The 17,540-nt window shown below is 31.1% G+C and carries 15 protein-coding genes; 12 read left to right on the top strand and 3 right to left on the bottom strand.

What is annotated here, in order from left to right; genetic code table 11:
• Positions 1–7: 7 nt before the first annotated feature.
• The 11 genes from cdaA to J2Z24_RS06595 all read left to right on the top strand — a co-directional run bounded on the left by cdaA (position 8) and on the right by J2Z24_RS06595 (position 14,125).
• Positions 8–856: a diadenylate cyclase CdaA gene (cdaA, locus tag J2Z24_RS06645; protein ID WP_035147559.1), complete on the top strand. Its 849-nt coding sequence runs from the start codon at positions 8–10 to the stop codon at positions 854–856.
• Positions 826–2,073 carry a CdaR family protein gene (locus J2Z24_RS06640; RefSeq protein WP_035147561.1) on the top strand — a complete coding sequence of 416 codons (1,248 nt, stop codon included), beginning with the start codon at positions 826–828 and terminating at the stop codon, positions 2,071–2,073. Before cdaA ends, J2Z24_RS06640 begins: the two co-directional genes overlap by 31 nt.
• On the top strand, positions 2,054–3,649 hold the full coding sequence (locus J2Z24_RS06635; protein WP_035147563.1) for an NAD(P)/FAD-dependent oxidoreductase: 1,596 nt from the start codon (positions 2,054–2,056) through the stop codon (positions 3,647–3,649). The genes J2Z24_RS06640 and J2Z24_RS06635 overlap by 20 nt, the downstream gene beginning before the upstream one ends.
• Before the next feature lie 137 nt (positions 3,650–3,786).
• Positions 3,787–4,704 carry a phosphate butyryltransferase gene (ptb, locus tag J2Z24_RS06630; protein ID WP_035147564.1) on the top strand — a complete coding sequence of 306 codons (918 nt, stop codon included), beginning with the start codon at positions 3,787–3,789 and terminating at the stop codon, positions 4,702–4,704.
• A 27-nt stretch (positions 4,705–4,731) separates the two neighbouring features.
• Entirely contained in the window at positions 4,732–5,802 is a 1,071-nt protein-coding gene (gene buk, locus J2Z24_RS06625) for a butyrate kinase (protein ID WP_035147567.1), read from the top strand.
• A 263-nt stretch (positions 5,803–6,065) separates the two neighbouring features.
• Positions 6,066–7,412 (top strand): phosphoglucosamine mutase, encoded by a 1,347-nt coding sequence (gene glmM, locus J2Z24_RS06620; protein WP_035147570.1) that lies wholly within the window; start codon positions 6,066–6,068, stop codon positions 7,410–7,412.
• A gap of 567 nt (positions 7,413–7,979) precedes the next feature.
• Positions 7,980–9,806 (top strand): glutamine--fructose-6-phosphate transaminase (isomerizing), encoded by a 1,827-nt coding sequence (gene glmS / locus J2Z24_RS06615; RefSeq protein WP_035147572.1) that lies wholly within the window; start codon positions 7,980–7,982, stop codon positions 9,804–9,806.
• Between the two features lie 1,086 nt (positions 9,807–10,892).
• Positions 10,893–11,477 (top strand): DUF6438 domain-containing protein, encoded by a 585-nt coding sequence (locus J2Z24_RS06610; RefSeq protein ID WP_035148956.1) that lies wholly within the window; start codon positions 10,893–10,895, stop codon positions 11,475–11,477.
• Between the two features lie 348 nt (positions 11,478–11,825).
• Positions 11,826–12,614, top strand: coding sequence for a hypothetical protein (locus tag J2Z24_RS06605; RefSeq protein ID WP_051593320.1), 789 nt, complete (start codon positions 11,826–11,828; stop codon positions 12,612–12,614).
• Complete coding sequence (locus tag J2Z24_RS06600; RefSeq protein WP_035148958.1) at positions 12,601–13,173, top strand: hypothetical protein; 573 nt, start codon at positions 12,601–12,603, stop codon at positions 13,171–13,173. Before J2Z24_RS06605 ends, J2Z24_RS06600 begins: the two co-directional genes overlap by 14 nt.
• Before the next feature lie 25 nt (positions 13,174–13,198).
• Complete coding sequence (locus J2Z24_RS06595; RefSeq protein ID WP_035148960.1) at positions 13,199–14,125, top strand: DUF4268 domain-containing protein; 927 nt, start codon at positions 13,199–13,201, stop codon at positions 14,123–14,125.
• A gap of 188 nt (positions 14,126–14,313) precedes the next feature.
• Here the strand turns inward: J2Z24_RS06595 and J2Z24_RS06590 are convergent, their stop codons facing one another.
• The 3 genes from J2Z24_RS06590 to J2Z24_RS06580 form a co-directional block, all read right to left on the bottom strand.
• The gene (locus J2Z24_RS06590) at positions 14,314–14,814 is read right to left on the bottom strand and encodes a SprT family zinc-dependent metalloprotease (protein ID WP_035148962.1); all 501 of its coding nucleotides are present in this window, start codon (positions 14,812–14,814) and stop codon (positions 14,314–14,316) included.
• Between the two features lie 66 nt (positions 14,815–14,880).
• Complete coding sequence (locus tag J2Z24_RS06585) at positions 14,881–15,282, bottom strand: four helix bundle protein (RefSeq protein WP_276513816.1); 402 nt, start codon at positions 15,280–15,282, stop codon at positions 14,881–14,883.
• Between the two features lie 407 nt (positions 15,283–15,689).
• Complete coding sequence (locus tag J2Z24_RS06580) at positions 15,690–15,971, bottom strand: hypothetical protein (protein WP_035148966.1); 282 nt, start codon at positions 15,969–15,971, stop codon at positions 15,690–15,692.
• A gap of 400 nt (positions 15,972–16,371) precedes the next feature.
• On the opposite strand from J2Z24_RS06580, the gene J2Z24_RS06575 reads away from it, so the two are divergent.
• Positions 16,372–17,322 carry an MORN repeat-containing protein gene (locus J2Z24_RS06575; protein ID WP_035148969.1) on the top strand — a complete coding sequence of 317 codons (951 nt, stop codon included), beginning with the start codon at positions 16,372–16,374 and terminating at the stop codon, positions 17,320–17,322.
• The last annotated feature ends 218 nt before the right edge of the window (positions 17,323–17,540 follow it).

Below are 17,540 nucleotides of genomic sequence, written 5' to 3'. Positions count from 1 at the left end.
TGAATCTATGGAATTTGTTAATGTTATTATAGATTCAGTACAAAATATTAGTCCATCAGCTATATTGGATATATTAGTAGTATCTTATATTTTTTATAAAAGTTATATGTTGATAAAAGAAACTAGAGCAGAACAATTATTAAAAGGAATCATATTTATAATTATATTTATTCCCATAAGCAAACTTTTCCATTTGGAAATGGTATATTGGATATTGAGTAATACAATTACTATAGGATTACTTTCATTTATAATCATATTTCAACCTGAAATTCGTAGGGCACTAGAACACATAGGAAGAAGTGCTTTTAATGATAAACATATATTAGAAGATGAAGAAACTATGGAGAGAGTTATAAATGAGATTGTAAATGCAGTTGAAAATTTATCCAAATCCAAGACCGGAGCACTTATAGTTATTGAACGACTTACTGGACTTGGAGAAACTGTAAATACTGGAACTAAATTAGATGCTATAGTATCAGCTTCTTTACTTGAGAATATCTTTGTGGTAAATACTCCATTACATGATGGAGCCACTATAATAAGAAATGATAGAATAATATCTTCAGGATGTTTTTTACCTTTAACCGCAAATAATGATTTAAATAAATCACTTGGAACAAGACACAGAGCTGCTATAGGATTATCAGAAAATTCAGATGCCATTATAATAGTAGTATCTGAAGAAACTGGAATTATATCTTTAGCCGTAAATGGAAGTATTACTAGAAATTATGATAAGGACAGTTTAAGAGATATACTTATTAGAATTATAAAGATAAGTAAAGACAAAAAACTTAATTTTAGGGAGAAGGTGGTAACGTGGATAAGAAGTACAAGAGGCAACAAATAATAGTAAAAATATGTTGTGTTATTGCATCCTTTGGTTTGTGGTTGTATATAACTAGTGTATTAAAGCCTATTGGAACATATAAGAAAAATATCCCTGTTACCATAGTAAATTCAGAAGGAATTGAACAATCCAAATTAACATTAGTTCCAGATCAGAAACCTTATGTTACTCTAACATTAAAATGTACATTGAATGATATCTACTCTATAAAGGAAGAGCAATTTAAGATTGTAGCAGATTTAGATGCATATGTACTGAAAATGAAAAAGGGAGAAAATAATGTACCAGTTCAAATACAAAAAAGTCCAGAAAATATAACAATAGTGAATAGTGATAATTTATTTGTAAATATAACATTGGACGATTTAATTGAAAAGACTGTACCATTAAATGTATATACTGTAGGTAATCCTAAAGAGGGATATTATTCTACCAAACCTAGCGCAAATATAACTGATGTAACAGTAAAAGGAGCAGGAAGATTTATAAATCAGATACACAAGGCACAAGTAAAGTGCGATATAAGTAATATGTATAGAGACTTAAACATAACATTACCTGTACAGGCAGTAGATGTTAATGGAAATATAATAAAGGATGTAAAGGTTCATCCTATATCTACTGAAGTAAGAGTTCCTATAAAAAAAGCTAAAACTGTTAGTATAAATGTGAAAACTACGGGAAAATTAAATGATAATAGAGTTTTGGATAAAATTACTGCATTACCCGAAAAAGTAGATATAACAGGGGAAGAAAATATAATAAATAATATAAATTCTTTAGATACGGAAGTTATAAACTTAGAAAATGTAAAAGGAGAAGAGATTACATCAAAACTCATAGTGCCTAAAGGAGTAACCTTAGTTAATAATAATGGATATGTAAAGATTAAAATAGCTTCTAATTATATAATAAATAAGGAAATTCCTTTAACAGTAAAAACAATAAATGAAGATAAAAATTATAGTATAAGTTTAGATAAAGAACAGGTTACTTTAACTGTATCAGCATTACAAGAGGAAATAAATAATCTAAAGCCAGAGGATATAGAATGTTATATAGATTTAAAAGACTTAAAAGAAGGTCAACACAGTCTGCAAGTAAAAATATCATTACCAGAGAGCATTAAAATAATATCTATATCTCCTGAGAACATTACGGTTAATATAAAAAAGAAGATAATAGTGGAGGATGAAAATGCCAATAAGGATAAATAATGTAATATTAGATATAGAAGAGGATATGAAAACTTTAAAAGAAAAGGTTGCTAAAAAATTAAAAGTATCTACAAATTCAATAAAAAGTTTTAAGATATTAAAAGAATCTGTTGATGCTAGAAAAAAAGATTCTATAAAGTTTAATTATGCTGTAGAGGTAACTTGTGATAATGAATCTAAAGTAGTATCAAGAGCTAGGGATAAGGATGTAAAAATAGAAGAAGTTAATTATAACGAAGAATTTAATTTTGGAAATAAAAAGTTAAATAGTAGACCAGTAATAGTTGGAATGGGACCGGCGGGAATGTTTGCCGGTCTTTTAATGGCGCAGAAAGGATATAATCCTATAATAATAGAACGTGGTGAAAAAGTAGAAGAGAGAAGTAAGAGTGTAGATGACTTTTGGAATAATGAAAATTTTAATAAAGAATCAAATGTACAATTTGGAGAAGGTGGAGCAGGCACGTTTTCAGATGGAAAGTTAACCACGAGAATAAAAGATTCTAGGTGTGATTTTGTATTAGGGGAATTTGTTAAAGCTGGAGCCCCAGAAGAAATTTTATATATGGGAAAGCCTCATATAGGTACGGATATATTAAAAGAAGTAGTAAAAAATATTAGAAATAAAATAATAGAGCTAGGTGGAGAGGTACATTTTAATAGTAAGCTTCAGGATATTGTATTAAAGGATAATAAAATAAAATCTATAGTTGTAAATGAAAAGGAAATTCCATGTGAAGCATTGGTTTTAGCTATAGGGCATAGTGCTAGAGATACTTATGAAATGATATTTGATAAAAATATATTTATCGAGGCAAAGCCCTTTGCTATTGGAGTTAGAATTGAACATTTACAAAGCATGATAGATGAAAATCAATATGGTAAATATGCAGGACATGCAAGACTTAGAGCAGCAGATTATAGATTAACATATAATTCTAAAGGTAATAGAGGGGTATATAGTTTTTGTATGTGTCCAGGTGGTTATGTAGTAGCGGCAGCTTCAGAAGAAGAAAGGTTAGTAATCAATGGAATGAGCTACCATAAAAGAGAAGGGAAGAACTCTAATTCAGCTATAGTTGTATCTGTAACTCCAAAAGATTTTGGAAGTAACTCTCCTTTAGCTGGTATGGAATTTCAAAGACATTATGAAAGCTTAGCCTATAAACTAGGGGGAGGGAATTATTCTACTCCAGTACAATTACTAGGAGACTTTTTGAAAGATAGAATAAGTAAAAGAATAGGCAATATAGAACCAACCTATAAGCCGGGATATGTTTTTAGAGATTTAAGAGATTGCCTTCCCGATTATGTAACGGATTCGTTAAAGGAAGGTTTAATAAATTTTGATAAAAAAATAAAAGGGTTTGGAGATGACAATGCAGTTCTTACAGGAATAGAAACTAGAACTTCAGCTCCTATTAGAATAGTTAGAAATGAAAAATTACAGAGTATATCATTAGAGGGTTTATATCCAGCTGGAGAAGGAGCAGGATATGCTGGAGGAATAATGTCTGCTGCTGTTGATGGATTAAAAGTAGCAGAAGCTATTATGAAAAATTGGGCACCATTTTAATAAGGGTAACTTAATATTCTGAAAACTTGTAATTTACGACAAATCTTTGTTAAAATAGAATAGATGACATATATTCGTTTTTATTAGTTAAAACTTTGACAAAATATAAAATAATATTTAAGAAGAGGTGTGTTCTAATGATTAAAAGTTTTGATGAAATCTTAGTGAAAGTTAAGAGTCAGGAAACTAAAAAAGTAGCAGTAGCAGTAGCGCAGGATAAACCAGTATTAGAAGCAGTTAGAGATGCGAAGAAAAATGGTATAGCTGATGCAATACTTGTTGGTAATAAGGAAGAGATAGAAGCAATTGCAAAAGAAATAGAAATGGATGTAAGCCAATTTGAAATAGTACATGAAGCAGATATGAAAAAAGCTTCATTAAAAGCAGTAGAACTTGTATCAACTGGTAAAGCTGATATGGTTATGAAGGGATTAGTTGATACAGCAAATTTCCTAAGAGCAGTGCTAAACAAAGAAGTAGGATTAAGAACAGGTAAATTAATGTCTCATGTTGCTGTTTTTGAAACAGAAAAATTTGATAGATTACTTTTCTTAACAGATGTTGCATTTAACATGTATCCAGAACTTAAGGATAAGGTTGATATGATAAACAATGCAGCAACAGTAGCTCATGCTATAGGAATAGAATGTCCAAAAGTAGCAGCAGTATGCGCAGTTGAAGTTGTAAATCCTAATATGCCAGAAACTTTAGAAGCTTCAATACTTGCTAAAATGAGTGATAGAGGACAGATAAAAGGCTGTGTAGTTGATGGACCTTTTGCAATAGACAATGCTTTATCAGAAGAAGCTGCACATCATAAGAAAGTAACAGGAGAAGTAGCAGGAAAGGCTGATATATTATTACTTCCCAATATTCAAGCCGGAAATATAATGTATAAAACATTAACATATACAACTGATTCTAAAAATGGTTGCCTATTAGTAGGTACAGCAGCTCCAGTGGTTCTAACTTCAAGAAATGATAGCCATGAAACAAAAATGTATTCAATAGCTTTAGCAGCATTAGTTGCTGGAAATATGAAGAAAAACAAATAATATTTTAAAATAAATGGAGGGAATAAAATGTCACATAAATTATTAATAATTAACCCAGGTTCCACATCAACAAAAATTGCTGTATTTGATGATGAGAACTTAGTTTTAGAAGAAACTTTAAGACATTCAGCTGAAGAAATAGGAAAATATGCTACTATTTATGATCAGTTTCATTTTAGACAAGATGTAATACTTAATGTATTAAAAGAAAAAGGATTTGACATAAAGACTTTAAGTGCAATAGTAGGTAGAGGTGGACTTTTAAAACCTGTAGAAGGTGGTACATATGCTGTAAATGAAACTATGCTTGAAGATTTAAGAGTAAGCGTAAGAGGACAGCATGCTTCAAACCTTGGTGGAATTATAGCTAATGAAATAGGAAAATCATTAGGAATACCAGCATTTATTGTAGATCCTGTTGTTGTTGATGAGCTTCAGGATGTAGCAAGAATTTCAGGTATGCCTGAAGTAGAAAGAAAGAGTATATTCCATGCATTAAATCAAAAAGCAGTAGCTAGAAGATATGCAAAAGAAAATGGAAAATCTTATTTAGATGTAAATGTTATAGTAGGACACATGGGTGGTGGAGCATCTGTCGGTGCACACAAAGGCGGAAGAATAATAGATGTTAACAATGCATTAGATGGAGAAGGTCCATTTTCACCTGAAAGAACAGGCGGAGTTCCAATTGGAGATTTAGTAAGACTTTGTTACTCAGGTAAATTTACTTTAGAAGAAATGATAAAGAAAATAAACGGAAAAGGTGGAGCTGTTGCTTACCTTGGAACAAATGATTTTAGAGACGTTGAAACTAAGGCTGCAGAAGGAGACGAAAAATTCAAATTAATATTAGATGCATTCATTTATCAAATGGCTAAAGAAATAGGAAAATGTGCAGCTGTATTAGAAGGAAAAGTTGATGCAATTATATTAACTGGTGGAATAGCTTACAGTAAATATATAACTGCAGAAATTGAAAAGAAAATTGGTTTCATAGCACCACTTGTTATTTATCCAGGAGAAGATGAAATGTTAGCATTAGCTCAAGGTGGATTAAGAGTGCTAAATGGAGAAGAAAAGGCAAAAGAATATAAGTAATTTAATATTTATATAGTGGTGACCAGTGGTGAAAATCACTGGTCATTTCTTTAAATTTGAACTAATTGTACTAAAATTAATAAAATCGTAATAAAACTGTAATATTTACATTAAGGTATTTTTATTGTTACTATAGAGAATTTATATTATAATTATTTTGTGACTTTATAGCATTTAATGCGTAATATAAAAGTATAGTTATTAAATTTTAATAGAAGAGAGTTAACCTTAAGAATTAGATAAAGTAAAAGAGAGGTATTACTATGGGTAGAATGTTTGGAACAGATGGAGTAAGAGGAATCGCTAATGAAGAACTAACTCCAGATTTAGCTTATAGTCTTGGAAGAGCAGGTGCTTATATTTTAACAGAAGGAACACATAAGCCTAAAATATTAGTTGGAATGGACACAAGAATATCAGGACATATGCTTGAAAGTGCTTTAGTTGCAGGGATACTTTCTGTAGGAGCTGAAGCTGTTTGTGTAGGGGTTATACCTACTCCAGCAGTAGCATATTTAACAAGAAAATATGGAGCAGATGCAGGTGTAGTTATATCAGCATCTCATAATCCAGTAGAATATAACGGTATAAAATTTTTTAATGGTCAGGGATATAAGCTATCTGATGAATTAGAAGATAAAATACAGAGAGTAATAGAAAGCAATTTTGAAGGAGTTCCATCACCTATTGGGGAAGATGTAGGAAGAAAGATCATAGAAGATGGAGCCTTGGAAGATTATATAGAGTTTGCCAAATCAACTATAAAAACAGATTTAAAAGGACTTAAAGTAGCACTTGATTGTGCTAATGGAGCAGCTTTTGAAGCGGCAGTTCAGACTTTTAGACAACTTAAGGCAGAGGTTTCAGTAATAAATAATGATCCTGATGGTATAAATATAAATAAAAATTGTGGTTCAACTCATCCTGAACAATTAATGGAATATGTAGTTAAAAAAGGCTGCCATTTAGGACTAGCTTTTGATGGAGATGCAGATAGATGTTTAGCAGTTGATAATAAAGGAAATTTAATAAACGGTGATTTTATAATGGCCATTTGTGGAAAGCATATGAAAAACAGTGGCAAATTAGATAAGAACACAGTAGTAGTTACAGTAATGAGTAATATGGGACTTTTTATTGCTATGGATAACGAAGACATAAATCTTGTAAAGACAAAAGTTGGAGATAGATATGTGCTTGAAGAAATGTTAAAAGAAGGTTATAAAATAGGTGGAGAGCAGTCAGGACACATAATATTTTTAGATTATAATACTACAGGAGATGGACTTGTAACTGCACTTCAATTATCAGGAATTGTTAAGGAAAGTGGTAAGAGTTTATCAGAATTGACTTCTATTATGAAAGAATTACCACAGGTTTTAGTGAATGCAACAGTACCAAATGATAAAAAAGATATATATATTACAGATACTGAAATAGCTGAAGAAATAAGAAAAATAGAAGAGAAGATGGATGGAAGAGGAAGAGTATTAATAAGACCATCAGGTACAGAGCCTTTGGTGAGAGTTATGCTTGAAGGTGAAGAACAAAAAGAAATTGATGATATAGCTCATTCTTTAGCTAAACTAATAGAGAAAAAAGCAAACTAAATTTAGTTTGAAATTTCAATTTAGCTATTCCCTTTATGATGGAATAGCTAGTTGATTTATTCCATTTCTATGTTGATAGGATTTGGATAAGTTATATAATAGTTGACCAAACATATTATTAAAAATATAATAGTTAATGATGTTTTTAAAATTTGAAAGGGGTGATGCTATAGAAAAAGAGTGATTAAGATATAAATAAAAGCGCCAGGACTTAAGTGATAGAAAAAACTCAACCTGACAGTTGAGTAAGTTCCACTAACCAAATCGAAGATTTGGAGTAATGAAGGAAACTCAACCTGACGGTTGAGTAAGTTCCACTAATCAAATCGAAGATTTGGAGTGTCACTTAAGTTGACGAGGATGGGGAGTATCGAATCTTCGGCGGGTGCCCCACGGTATCGCACTACCGTTAACGATTGATAAAACTGGAAAGTGATTTTCAGCACAATATCAATCTGGTGTTAAAACCTTAAGCTATGGTCAAAGCGAAAATGTAATGACCTGCTTCTCTTTAATAGCATAAAAAATTAGAGAAGTATAAATAAAAGATTGAAAGGAAGATTAATTATGTGCGGAATAGTAGGATACATTGGAAAAAGACAAGCTTCATCTATATTAGTGGAAGGACTTTCAAAGCTTGAGTATAGAGGATATGACTCAGCTGGAGTAGCTATTATAGATAATGAAAGTATAGATGTAATGAAATGTAAAGGCAGATTAGCAAATTTAGAGAATAAGTTAAGTGAGACTCCATTACAAGGAACAATAGGTATTGGACACACAAGATGGGCTACTCATGGAGAGCCATCAGATTTAAACTCACATCCACATAGTAATGAAAAAGGAACAATAAGTGTTGTTCATAATGGTATAATAGAAAACTATATTCATTTAAGAGAATGGTTAACTTCAAAGGATTATAACTTTAAATCAGAAACCGATACAGAAGTTATACCTCATTTAGTAGACTTCTTCTATAATGGAGATTTATTAGATGCTGTTATGAAAGCTGTAGCTAAAATGGAAGGTAGCTATGCTATAGGTGTAATATGCAATGATGAACCAGACAAAATTGTAGCAGTAAGAAAAGATAGTCCAATGATAGTAGGTCTTGGGGAAGGTGAGTATTTTATAGCTTCAGATATACCAGCAGTGTTAAATCATACAAGAGATATATATCTTCTTAATGATAAAGAATTTGTTGTATTAACAAAGAATGGAGTAAAATTATATAACGAAGAAAGAGAAGAAATACAAAGAGATATATATCATGTCACATGGAATGCAGATGCAGCTGAAAAAGGCGGATATGAAGATTTCATGTTGAAAGAGATACACGAACAACCAAAGGTTATTAAAGATACTATGACTTCAAGAGTAATGCTTGATAAACCAATAACTCTTGATGATATAAAAATAACAAAAGAACAAATAGAAAATATAAATAAAATATATATAGTAGCTTGTGGTACTGCTTATCATGCTGGAATAGTTGGTAAGTATGTAATAGAAAAATTAGCAAGAATACCAGTAGAAGTAGATATAGCATCAGAATTCAGATATAGAAATCCAATAATAGACGAAAAAACATTAATGATAGTAATAAGTCAATCAGGTGAAACAGCGGATACTTTAGCTGCTTTAAGAGAAGCAAAGAACCATGGAGCTAGAGTTATTGCTGTAACAAATGTTGTGGGAAGTTCTGTTTCAAGAGAAGCAGACGATGTGCTATACACTTGGGCTGGACCAGAAATTGCAGTAGCATCTACAAAAGCTTATGAAACTCAGCTTGTGGCAATGTATATAATAGCATTATTCTTTGCTCAAAATAAGAAAACTTTAAGTGAGTCAGAATTGGAAGGATTAAAGAAAGAAATGTTAAGCATACCTGAGAAGGCACAGGAGTGCTTAAATAATAAAGAAGTAGTACAAAAATTTGCATCTAAGAATTACATGCATAAGGATATGTTCTTCTTAGGGAGAGGTCTTGATTATGCAGTAGCTATGGAAGGATCACTAAAACTTAAAGAGATATCCTATATCCATTCAGAAGCTTATGCTGGTGGAGAATTAAAGCATGGGCCAATAGCTTTAATAGAAAAAGGAACTGTAGTAGTAGCTCTTGCAACTCAAGATGACTTATTTGAAAAGATGGTGAGTAACGTAAAAGAAGTTACAACTAGAGGAGCACATGTTTTAGGATTAGCCTTTGAAGGAAATGAAAGCATAGAAAAAACAGTGGATTCAGTAATATATTTACCAAGAATTAATCCACTATTTGCACCATTACTTTCAGTGATTCCATTACAGTTATTCTCATATTATGTAGCAGTACAAAAAGGTTGCGACGTTGATAAGCCAAGAAATCTTGCAAAATCAGTTACAGTTGAATAGTTGTCTATATTAATTTAAAAAATTTGTTGGTTTGAAAAAAAGTTAAACTATTTGAAAAGAAGTCAAACCGTTTGGAAAAAAGTTAAATCAAAATAATAATTAGAGATATACTATACCTAGAAAAGTATAGTGTATAAATAATAAAAGAATATAAAAGTATAAAGACTATGCATTCTCATTTATTTAGAGATTGCGTAGTTGTACACTCCAAAAAAAGTTAACCTAATGACAATAAAGTCCACCTAGAACAAAAAAAGTAGACCTAAAAATCATGGATAGATATCAGTTTTTCACGCTGAATCATCCATGATTTTTTTATTGTGCAGCAAAGAAAATGAAAAAATATTGAGAAGAAAATATTGAAAAGAGTATTGATAAAACCATTGGAAACAAAGGAGTTGAGCCATGTATTGATTTCCTTTATTGATTGATTTTATTGAAATGCAGAACAGAAAAAGCCCCAATCTTAACCCTTAATTCTTGATCCTTAACGCTATCTTTTCGGTCAACTTTATTGTAATATTTAGAGCCAACATTCAACGAAAAAGGCTCAAGAAAGAGCCTGTTTTTCGGTGAACTTTATTGTAATTTTGAAATTGAAAAATGGATAAAAAAAGGGCTGAAATACTGATGGGAAAAGGGTTTGAGAGTAGTGGAGGTTTTAGGTGGAGTTTATTTGTATTATACATAGTTATAGAGATAAGATTTAAGGATTAAGGAGTAAGATATAAATAATAGAAGGACAAATAAAGTTTGCCGAAAATGACAATATAGTTAATTTATCGAGAATAAGAATATTTGTGTTCTGATTTTAGTGCATAAGAAAGAAACTAAAATATATAACACTCTAATCACAAGATGTAGGTTAAAAGCCCTTCGATCGAAGGGCTTTTGCCATAATTTAATAAAATTAGCATTTGAAGTAGGAAATTTTAAATTCCTTTGTACTAGTACAAAGGAAAAATAGACTTTGAAAGAGAATGTTTTATACATGTACTTGGTGAAATATAGATGAGATAAAAAAAGATTATAGTCATTAGTATAAATGCACTATTTTTATTATAAAAAACAAATGGAGGGTAAATAATGTTTGATTATATAAGACTAGAAAGAACAATGTGTTATGGGAATTGCCCTGTTTATAATGTGATAGTGGATAAAGAGGGTAATGTTAAATATGAAGGCGAGATGTTTGTATACAAAAGTGGGGAGTATCAGTGGAAAATTTCAAATAAAAAAGTAAAACAGTTAAGGGATTTAATTGAAAACTTTGGGTTTAAATCTTACATTTATAAACCACTAAATGGGTTTGTTACAGATCAGCCTTCTTGTATTACCACAGTAAAATATTCTGATGGGGATTCTAAAGAAATTGACCATTATTATGGTGATATTTTAATAGACAATAGGCTAACAGATTTTGAAAAAAAGATAGAGAGCATAATTGGTACTAAAAAATATGCAAATCCAAAACTATACATATATGAGGTAACTGAAAAGGTTTCAGAGCCACCATGCAGATATTTAGTTATTTCTGCTTCAAAGGAAGAAGCAATAAATTTAGTAAATAAAGAATCTGATATAGAAGATATGCTGGAGTGGCAAGTAAACAAGATAGGAATTGCTACAGATGATTATTATGGATCTGTAATAATAATGAAAGGCATTTGATTAGAAAATAAAAGTTGCCTGTAATAGATTTGTTTTTCAAAAAATTTAGTATAATATAAACAAGAGTAGAGGTACTGCTAATACCTTGACTTATGGAGTGTTTTTTATAAAAGGAATGTTAGTTTTTATCTTTACGCCTTGGGGCTTTGCGGTCAGCCCCAAGGTGTTTTTCCTTTCTGTTTAAATTAATAGAGAAAAACTATATCAAAATGAATTAAAAGAGAATGAAGAATGTTACTAGATGCTACTAGTTGTAAATAGAATAATGGAAAATAATTGATATATGATATACAATGAAACTATAAATGAGTTTATAGACTTTTCAAAAAATACTTGTAGGTGATTGTTTTGATTGCAGAATTAAAAGGAAAGATAAATTCAAGTGGGTCAAATTTAAGCGACCGGTTAGAAGATAAATTAACAGGTGACTTTTTTGGTGCTTTGCGATATACCCCTTTTAGCAAGGTTATGAGAGGGATTCTAAAAAGAACTAGGATACTGCACTGCGGAGAATTAGATGTGTGCAATATTATATCAGAAATAGATATAGGGTATTGGGCTAATAACATCAGTTTTTGGCCATATAATTCAATGGGAGAATTTGATGTAGTATTAGATTTTGACCAAATAATTATAGGGATCGAAGTAAAACTATATAGTGGACTATCGTCAGATGACGATATAGATCAAGATACACAGAGTATGGAAGTTCAAAGCGTTAATCAGTTGGCAAGGGAATCACGAATATTAAAGGAAAAGATTATAAATAGTACAAAACCAGCACTATTACTTTTTATTGCTCCAGAAGATAAATGCTATCCAATTTGTAAAGATGTAAATGAGCGAAATCTGATTGCAGATGGAGTAGAATTAGGCTATTTATCTTGGGAAGAAATACTAGAAGGTATGGAACAGATAGTATTGAAAGAACAACTGAATCCATATGAAAAATTGATAGTAGATGATCTTATAGCACTATTGAAAAGAAAAGGATTAAAGAGATTTAAAAGGTTCAACTTTGAATGTAAGGATATAGATAGTGAATTATGGTTTCGGTTTGATCATAAGGCAAATACTGATATTAGGTTTGATTGCAATATGGTGGTTGATTGGGAGGGATACTATGAGTTTAGGTGAGAATATTAAGAGTGCATTTGAAGTCGTTCTAAAAACCTATGAGAATGTAGATAAACTGCTTAGATACTGTGACTTAATTGCTGAAGATTATGGATATGAAGTAGTAACAGATAAATTTTTGAGATATAAATCGGATTCTAATTATGAAGGATGGTTTATTAATAGTTTTATAAAACTATACCAATCTAAACATGATAATACTCTGGAGAATAGTTGGAAGGATGGACCAGTATTTGTAATGGAAATTAATTTTGAGGATATGCCTACTGTATATCTATCAAAATTTGAATATGAAGATATTTCATCATGGGGAAAAGGGGTATCCCCATCAGAATATTGGGGCTTTACAGATCCTATTGATTGTGAAGGCAACGGCTTTAATGAAAGTCCTATTGATGAAAAAGAAGGATATTATATATCTGAACCGACACCAGATTTAAAAAGTAGATACTGGGATGTAAAAAGGGTGATTTATACCAAAACTGATCTACTACAAATAGATTCAAGCAATGTATCCAAAAATATATTTGGAGAATTTGATACATTGAACAAATTTTAAAAATGATAAGCACAGGAGGGATTATATGCTCGGAAAGTTAGTAAAAGTAGAAGATCTAAGAACCATTTGGAAACATGAAGCACATGATTTTACTAAATGGTTATCTAAAAGTGAAAACCTATCTCTTTTAGGGGATGAAATAGGGATTGAAATAAATTTACTTGAAACAGAAGCCTCCGTTGGAAGTTTTAATGTAGATATCTTAGCAGAAGAAGAAAATACAGGTAGAAAGATTATTATTGAAAATCAACTTGAGGCAACGGATCACGATCATCTTGGAAAAGTAATTACATATGCATCTGGATATGATGCTGAAATAATAATTTGGGTAGTAAAGGATATTCGTGAGGAACATAGGCAGGCTATTGATTGGCTTAATGAGCATACTGACGAGAAGTTAAACTTCTTTGTGGCGAAGGTAGAATTGTGGAAAATTGGTGATTCACCCTGTGCGGTAAAGTTCCAAGTCATTTCTAGGCCAAATGATTGGGCTAAAAGTATTAGACAGACAACAACTACTGCTAATCTAACGGATACAAAAGTTTTACAATTAGAATTTTGGAATGAATTCAAGGGATTTGCCTCTAGCAAAGCGACTACACTAAAGTTAAGAAAAGCACAGCCACAGCACTGGTATGATATGAGTTATGGTGTCGCTGGATCGCATATTACTCTCACTATAAACACACAGCAAAAACTTTTGGGATGTGAAATTTATATATCTGATTCTAAGGAACTTTATTATGCCTTCGAGCAGTATAAAGAACAAATTGAAGAAGAACTAGGTATTGAGTTAGAATGGATGGAATTGCCTAATAAGAAAGCCAGTAGAATAAAGGCTTCTACTGCTGCTGATATAAGTAGTCATTCAAAATGGGAAAATCACTTTGAATGGCTTAAAGATACAGCAGAGAAGTTCCAAAAGGTGTTTTATAAATATGGAAGCAATTAAAGGCAATATTTAGAGGAGATAGGTTATGGAGATTAAGGTAATTGGAATAGACTATGCTACAGGCCCTAAAAAAGTGGGGATATCCTTTGGTAAGTATTGCAAGGGGTAAATGGAATTAATTATTTGAGAGTCCAAGATGCAACTGTCTTGGACTCTTGCTGATTTGAATTAGGACATGAAGCGTAGTATTAACTACAATTCTCTAATTCATTTATATATCTTATTCCACCGTACATTAATGGTGAGTTGCAGCACAAACTGTTAGAATTTTTTAATCTACTCTTACACTTACTTTCCGATTCTTCTGTTCCAATAATTTTTCTGCACTTTTTGCATATTGCTACTGGATAGTATCCAATTTTAGGTATTTGATTTGGGAATAGACCACCTACTCTAAACATTTCTTCGACAAATTCTATGTCAGTATCTCCACAAGGCTTACCAGTAATAAATAAAAACCAGTGACATAACTCGTGTAGTATTACTCCATCAATTATATAATCTGGATAATGGTCAATTAAATCCTTAGATAATCTCATTCCGATTGGTATTCTGAAACCTAGCGGTGAGAATTCACCACCAAACTTGCCATGTGCATCTAAATCAGCCACAACTTCTACAGGTAAATTAAATTCTCTATTCCAATTAACCAGTGCTAGTTTATTAACATGGTCTTGTAAGTTATTCATATATATCTCTCCTCGTTTTAATGTAATTGATATGTAATTGGGAATAATGGGGGTATTGACGCCCCACTATTCTTCATCCGAATCTTCTTTTAAATTTTTCAACTCATTTTTAAGTTTTCTAATAAGACCATACAGCATCTTAATGATTTCTTCAGCCTCGCTGTCCATTTCACTATATTCTTCAAGCGTAATATAGTTGTAATCTAAAGCATCCTTTAAGCCATCACGAACCTCGGAGGTAGAGCCAAGGGCTATATTATAGTGATTAATCTCTTTCTTTTTATACAATTGGCCACATCCTTCTGATATGTTGGCAGCAATGGAGGAGGAACAGCGTAGAAGTTGTGATTTAAGATTATATTCTTCAAACTTTGGGAATTTAGGAAGTACATTGTAGACTTTTCGTTGCAAAGATTTTGCCTTTTGCCATGCGATCAAATCTCTAAAGTTCTTTACATTGATTGACATATTATGGTTCATATTTCATCATCCTTTCGTGGTCATATGTTAAGTAACAAGGTTCTTATCCCTTGATACCTTTAAAATAACACACGCTAGAGAGTAAACCGGCTTATACCAATAAAAAAATATATATAATTTGCGGAATAATTATAAATATATTAATGACTTAACAAGGATCAAAGTATTTTTGTCGCATCAAAAGTTTGTTTAACCCTTTAAAATTAAGGACAGAGAAGCAATTTACTATAAACATATATATTAAGGAATAGTTAAAGAAGGAATAAGGTATATGACCTAGAGAACATGAAAAGAGATAGGCCTAAGTGTTCAGAGATGCTCATACAAAAGCAACTGCTGGAATTCCAGCAGTTGACTTTAGTATGATAAATAGGGAAGTATCACAAACAGGGGGACTAATTAGACAAAAGGGTATTTTTAATATCAGTATCAATGCTAGATAAATCAATCACCTGATAGTTTTTACTTTTAATCATCCGATCAAAATTGTTGCAATTATAAGGTATAGTAATGACATTGTAACCGCAAGAGATAAAAAAATCCTTGAGTTCTTGATCTGTAGCCTTAAACTTATTTAATAAATAGTACCTAGTAAGAATTTTCATAGCAACTTCCTTATTGGCAGTTGTTTGGATAAAGAATACCGTATTATCAATTATAACCTCAAAATTATTCATAAATTGAATGCCTCCTTATTAGTTAGTAGTAGCAATGATACTGAATCTATAGATTCGATTTCAAGTCATATTTATATTTTTTGAAAAAGGTATTGCACGAAATAGAACTTTGAGATATACTACTAATACAAATTAAATAACTGTGTTCTCTGAAACTGATGTTTTAGAAATGATTAGAAAAATAGACCCGCTATAGGTGCGTCTATATACAGATTCTAATTATTTCTAGTGCATCAGTTTTTTTGTTGCCTAGAAAAAAGTTCTTTGGCAACTGAATAAAGTAGATTTGTAGCGATCGCAGGTGTAAAGAGAGATGGCATTTATGCAGATCTTAGATGAAACCAATTCTGATAAGATAGATAATTTAAATAGATGAATAAAAATAGGGAGGAATTCAATTATGATTAACTTAATAAATAGGACATTACAAAAAGTAACAGGTAAAAGGGAAAAAATAGATCCAGAAGATATTGGTTTTGCAATCTGCGTTCGAGTAAATAAAATAGTTAATAATTATTATAAAGAAAGAGATTTTAACTTCGCTATATGGGATGACAAATATATTGAGAAAAGACTAAAAATGTATTTTGATGAAAATAGTTTAAATAGATTTATTAGAAATCTATCATTTCAGGTAGATGAAGAAAATGAAACCATTACGGCAATTATAGATTTTGTTTATGGTACATTTGAACATGAATACAAGATTAATTTTGAAGTTGATGCAATAAGAAGTCTTTTTAAAGATTTAGATATTGTTACTTTTGAAAAGAGTGGTGCTATAAGGTACGCAGGAGAATTACTATGTTTTATAAGGAGAGGTAATAGTGGGGATTTCGATTCGTTTGAACTCTATAGCAATAAAGACGGCAATAATAAAGCAGAAGCAAAAGTGTATTATGCAGGTAATATGGAAAATAAATTACCGCATGGTAAAGGAACTCTATATTGGAAAAATGGTAAACTGCTTTATGAAGGAGAATTTAAAGAGGGAAAAGTGACAGGATATGGGGTATCATATTTTGTTTCAGGAGGAATTTCAGAAGTAGGATATAGAATAGATGGTGTTTTAAACGGTGAAGTTACTACTTATTACGAAAATGGACAGATTGAGTATAAAGGAAACTATAAAGACAATATTCCGCATGGCTACGGTACAGCATATTATAGTGATTCAAGATTAGAATATGATGGGGAATGGGATGAAGGATACGCAATAGACGGGCGTATAATGCGTTCTCCAAATGGGATCAATTTCAGGTATACCAAGAATGGAATTTTGATAGTAGATAATAATGGAGAAAAAATAAAGTCTATAAGCCAAGAAGAATTGAATGAATTAATCTCATAGAAGTTATAAGAAAGAGTTTATGCGTATATGTATAGACTCTTTTTTTAGGTTATACACAGATGTTTTTGTCGCCTAAAAAGTAACATCAGTCTAGGATTTTCAAGCAATTCATTAGATTTACTATAATACATATTATAAATGGGTCGTAACAAAGTCCTATATAAGAAAGTATAAGAAATAAGTTTTAGTAGCAACAAAAAACACTTGAAATACAAATA

This window comes from Clostridium tetanomorphum (assembly GCF_017873215.1).
Lineage (GTDB): Bacteria > Bacillota > Clostridia > Clostridiales > Clostridiaceae > Clostridium_AO > Clostridium_AO tetanomorphum.
Note: the sequence above shows the minus strand (reverse complement) of the source record. Positions and strands in the feature narration are given on the sequence as shown.